Origin of the sequence: Atribacter sp., assembly GCF_035418125.1 — a bacterium.
Lineage (GTDB): Bacteria > Atribacterota > Atribacteria > Atribacterales > Atribacteraceae > Atribacter > Atribacter allofermentans.
Genome location: NZ_DAOLQM010000168.1, coordinates 1 through 4,830, shown reverse-complemented (window position 1 = coordinate 4,830; position 4,830 = coordinate 1). Strand labels below are relative to the sequence as shown.

The window sequence follows — 4,830 nt, the reverse complement described above, 5'->3', positions numbered from 1 at the left end:
TTTCCTTTGGTTATAAATTCATAGAGACTCTTGAAAGTAATCAAGCCTTGCAGTGAAACTGGTGCACTCATGGTTGCATCTAATTCGCCCTTCTCAATCATTTCCAGACCATGTGGTCCACCACCAGTAGCAACGACTTTGACCTTTCCAAATAAACCGGCGTCTTTTAAAGCATTGATAACACCAGTTGCCATTTGTTCGTTATTAGCAAAAATAACATCGAACTCCAGACCGGATTGAATGGCATTTTGGGTAACGTTCATTGCTTGCTCAGCACCCCAATCGGTTGGTTGGGTTGAAACCAGCTCTACTTTACCAAATTCATCGAGTGCCTTATGGAGTCCTTGCTCATAAAGTTCGGTAATTCCCATACCTGGTGCTCCCATTACATAAAACAGTTTACTTCCTGGATAGGCTTCATTGATATATTTCCCTGCTGCATAACCAATATCATCATATTGGCAGGCCACACAGGAAATGTAGTTGGGGGTATTTTCGGCAGGAAGCGAGTTTTCAAAGGTAATCGGTATCCCGGCAGCGTTTGACATCTCGGCCATAGTAACATCCAATTCGGGAGTCATGGTGAAAACCGATATTCCACCAACCTTTTTAGTGATGAGGTCTTCCATTGAAGAAACAGCTTTTTCCAGATTTCCTTCTGGATCAAGGACGATAGTCTCAATGCCTTTTTGTTTGGCTGCGTATTCAAAGGCTAAAATTGAATAATTATTCCAAATGTCCTTTCTACTAAAAGCAATATAACCGAAGGTTAGCTTTTCATTCTCTTCAGCAAAAACAACTCCGAAGACAAGAAGCGAGAAGAGCGCGACTAATAAAACCACACCCAATCCCTTCACTACGGGTTTTTTCATAATATCTTACCTCCTCATAATAATATTGATACTCAATAATATTATACCTTTAATTGCTAAATTTCCAACTGGAAATCCGTTTAGAGCATCTCAGCACCTACAATTAATTTAACAATCTCGTCGGGAGTAGTTTGTTTTTTTATCCTTTCACCAACTTTGATCCCACCTCGTAAAACGACAATACGATCAGCAACGTTAAATACGTGACGCATGTTGTGGCTAATAACAATTACCGAACACCCTTGTTCCTTTAACTTCAAAACTAAATCTAATACTTTTCTTGATTCCTTAACACCCAAAGCAGCAGTCGGCTCATCCATGATAATGATTTTCCCACCCCAGGGCATGATCCGGCCAATAGCCAATGACTGTCGTTGCCCACCCGATAAGTACCTAACCATAGTACTTAGGGAAGGAAGCTTAATACCTAAACTATTCAAGGTATTTACTGTTTCTTCAACCATTCTTTTCCTATCGATGAAAATACCCATTTTTCCAAGAGTTGGTTCTCTCCCTAAAAAAAAATTGGCCGGAACATCACGAGTTTCTATCAATGCCAGTTCCTGGTAAACGGTTTCAATCCCTAATTCCCGAGCTTGAATTGGAGAAACTATTTCAACTGGTTTCCCCTGCATATAAATTTCTCCAACGGTTGGAGCATGAACTCCGGCAATAATTTTTATTAAGGTGGATTTTCCTGCTCCATTATCACCAACAATGGCAACGATCTCTTTTGGAAAAACGGCAAAATCGACATTTTCAAGAGCATGAATCCCACCAAAGTATTTGCAAATTCCTTTCAACTCAAGAATTGGTTGAGTGTTTTGAATTGGGGTTAGATCCTTCTGCTTTTCTTCATTCATCTGATTATCCCCCTCAGATACGTCTTTTCCGATACTGGTCGATCATTACAGCGCTAATAATTACAGCACCGATAGCTGAGGATTGCCAATAAGCGGGGAAACCTACCAGTACTAATGCGTTACGAAGAATTTGCATAATGGCTGCTCCCACTAACGCTCCCCAAACATTTCCCTCTCCACCATTCAGACTAATGCCGCCAATAACTGCCGCAGCAATGATATCTAACTCATATCCTTGAGCAGCCGTTGGTGCTGCTACCCCCAGACGAGAAGTCATAAGAATCCCACCAACCGCAGCAAATAAACCGGATAATGAATAAATAACATATTTTACCCGCTTTGCATCAATACCGGCCAGCGATGCTGCATATTCATTTCCTCCCACTGCATAAATATGATATCCACCCTTGGTTTTACTCAAATAGATGTATGAAATAATGACAAAGAAAACCATGATTAATGCGGGAAGAGGAACTTTCCAAATATATAAAGCTAAATCAGTTTGGCCCAAAAAAAGAAATCCTCGAGGCAAATCCCTAATCGGCCAACCACTAGTTAATCCGTAACAAAATCCCCGCAGAATGCTTAACATACCCAAAGTTGCAATAAAGGGTGGAAGCTTTGCCCGGCTTACTAAAATTCCGTTTATAAAACCAATAAATACTCCAAATCCTAAACCAATAAGGATAGAAACCAATACTCCGAAACCATAGGAAAGCATCATAGCAGTCATAATACCGGCAAAAGCCATAGTTGAACCTGAAGAGAGGTCTATTCCACCCCCAATAATAACCATCGATTGACCAAAAGAAGCAATTGCAATCCAAGAAAAAGCTCTCAAAACATTGAAAATATTATTAGCAGTTAAAAAAGTTCGGGTAAATGAGCCTAGTAAAAAAATCATTAAAAACAGAATAATGACAATTGTGGTCAGTTGATTGTTTAAAAGTCGGGTAAAGATCCCTAGCTGGGGAGAGATGGTGGTTTCAGCATCAAATTCGGTTTTTGGTGGTGGCAACATACACCTTCCTCCTTTGAGGAGAAGAACCCCACACTCTTTGAGCGTGAGGTTCTTCTTTTTCCTTTTCCTCTTTGGGCTCTAATTTTCAATATATAGAAATTGATTTCTATTAAGTAGCCTTCTTTTCTTGAGTTTCATTCGTTTCACTTAGAAGGCTGGCGGAAGAGGTTTGGTAAAGTCTTGGGTATCCCAAGCTTCAATCATAGCATCTACATTCTTGCTGGTTACAATATCCATGCCCGAGTCAGTCCAGCTTTCATAGCGATTATTATTGACAATATAGTCATAGAGCATTTGAATGGTATCATATCCCCATCCCCAATACTTTTGACCAACCAGACCGGACAAATAGCCATCTTTTAAAAGTTCCAACTCAACTGGTAAGGTATCAAATGCAATCGTCTTTAAAGTACCTGCCTTAGCTGCGGCTTCCCAAAGGGGCATAGAACCTCTCTCAGCAAACAATGGCCACAGACCTACAAAAAACCATCCATTAAGATCAGGATTGGCTTGCATAACTTCCTCAACCACCTGAACTCCTTTATTGATATCATCATCACAGGCAACTGTCGTTACGATTTCAATATCCGGGTAGTCCTTGACTCCATCTTTAAAACCACGGATTCTTTCCTCTAAATTTAAAGCTCCTGGTACTCCGGTAAGCAATGCAACTTTTCCTTTGGTTCCCATAGCTTTTAACAACAGATCAGCCGCTGCCTTTCCACCCTCATAATTGCTAACCCCTAAATAGGTAAAACGCTTACTTTCTGGGGAATCGGAATCCCAGGTCATAACCGGAATGCCGGCTTCGATAGCCTTATCAATTACATCCTTGAGAGCAGTCGGGTCATTGCAGGATACACCAATACCACTTACACCTTTAGAGATAACATCCTCAATCACCCGTACTTGTTCTGCAGCATCAGAATTTACCGAGGCTACGTACAATACCTCCACTGTATCTTCGGTTTGCTCGGTAAGCTCTTTGGCTTTTTGTAAAGCACCGCTCCGGCCTAATTCAAACACTGGATTGTTAAGAGCTTTAGGAATCCAAGCAAATACAAATTTGTTTGCAGCAGCACTGATAGCTGGGAAAAGCAGAGAAATTGCGAAAACTAATACTACACAGCATAAAACATATTTTTTCATTTTCATTGATCATCCCACTCCTTTTTTAGACATTGAACCTAAATAACCATTAATGATATTTATTTTTTTGTTATCATCTCCTTTCCATTATTTATTCCATACTAAGATATAGTATTACTCTATCAACAAAATATGTCAAGTTTTGAAACTGTAATCGACCAATAGTGAACATTAAAATCATCAGTGATATTTGACTTAATGCAACACCCCCAGATTTAATAAATCAAACCTCTATCAAAGGATATAAAATCGTAGGGGCTCAATGTATTGTGCCCATTCTTTAATTAATGTAGCGACATGCCATGGCATGTCGAATCTTGGTTTTCACACTCATCTTCACCTTCTCCCATCAAGGGAGAAGGAACTCTAAATCGTCATTGCGAGGAACGAAGTGACGTGGCAATCTCATGAGCTTAATCTTTTTTATTATTCTCTTTTTGGATAAAGGGAGATGGTTTGAGATTCGATTTTTTCCAGTTCTTTCAAATCCCCCTTTATCCTCCTTTGTTAAAGGGAGTGATTGGTAGGGCATTAAGGAACCATGAAAAATATTTAACCAATATTCATATCAAAATTGGAAATATAATTTGGTAGAATAGAGTTATAATTTTTTAAATTGTAAGGGAGGCAGATTTATGGACAAGTACATTTGCACAGTTTGCGGATACGTTTATGATCCTGAATTAGGCGATCCTGATGCTGGAGTAAAACCTGGTACATCTTTCGATGATCTTCCCGAAGATTGGGTATGTCCGGTCTGTGGTGCTTCAAAAGACCTTTTTGAAAAGGAATAATCTAAGTATAAGGTCTTAAAGGAATTAACTTCTCTGAACTAATCTTTTAGGAAAAAATTATATTGAAAAAAAATAAAGGGATTTTTCTATCAAGAAAAATCCCTTTATTTAATTCTTTTATATACATCTCG

5 protein-coding genes are annotated in these 4,830 nt (G+C 39.2%); 1 reads left to right on the top strand and 4 read right to left on the bottom strand.

Annotated elements, in window-relative coordinates:
* The 4 genes from PLK24_RS08415 to PLK24_RS08400 form a co-directional block, all read right to left on the bottom strand.
* A partial coding sequence (locus PLK24_RS08415; protein ID WP_324478128.1) for a sugar ABC transporter substrate-binding protein occupies window positions 1–872 on the bottom strand: 872 nt, incomplete at its 3' end.
* Window positions 873–952: 80 nt separating this feature from the next.
* Window positions 953–1,735 carry an ATP-binding cassette domain-containing protein gene (locus PLK24_RS08410; RefSeq protein WP_324478125.1) on the bottom strand — a complete coding sequence of 261 codons (783 nt, stop codon included), beginning with the start codon at window positions 1,733–1,735 and terminating at the stop codon, window positions 953–955.
* Between the two features lie 13 nt (window positions 1,736–1,748).
* A complete protein-coding gene (locus tag PLK24_RS08405; protein ID WP_324478123.1) occupies window positions 1,749–2,756 on the bottom strand; it encodes an ABC transporter permease in 1,008 nt (335 codons plus the stop codon).
* Window positions 2,757–2,903: 147 nt separating this feature from the next.
* Entirely contained in the window at window positions 2,904–3,911 is a 1,008-nt protein-coding gene (locus PLK24_RS08400; RefSeq protein WP_324478121.1) for a sugar-binding protein, read from the bottom strand.
* 629 nt (window positions 3,912–4,540) lie between these two features.
* Between PLK24_RS08400 and rd the strand changes: the two genes are divergently transcribed.
* The gene (rd, locus tag PLK24_RS08395; protein WP_324478119.1) at window positions 4,541–4,699 is read left to right on the top strand and encodes a rubredoxin; all 159 of its coding nucleotides are present in this window, start codon (window positions 4,541–4,543) and stop codon (window positions 4,697–4,699) included.
* Window positions 4,700–4,830 lie beyond the last annotated feature (131 nt).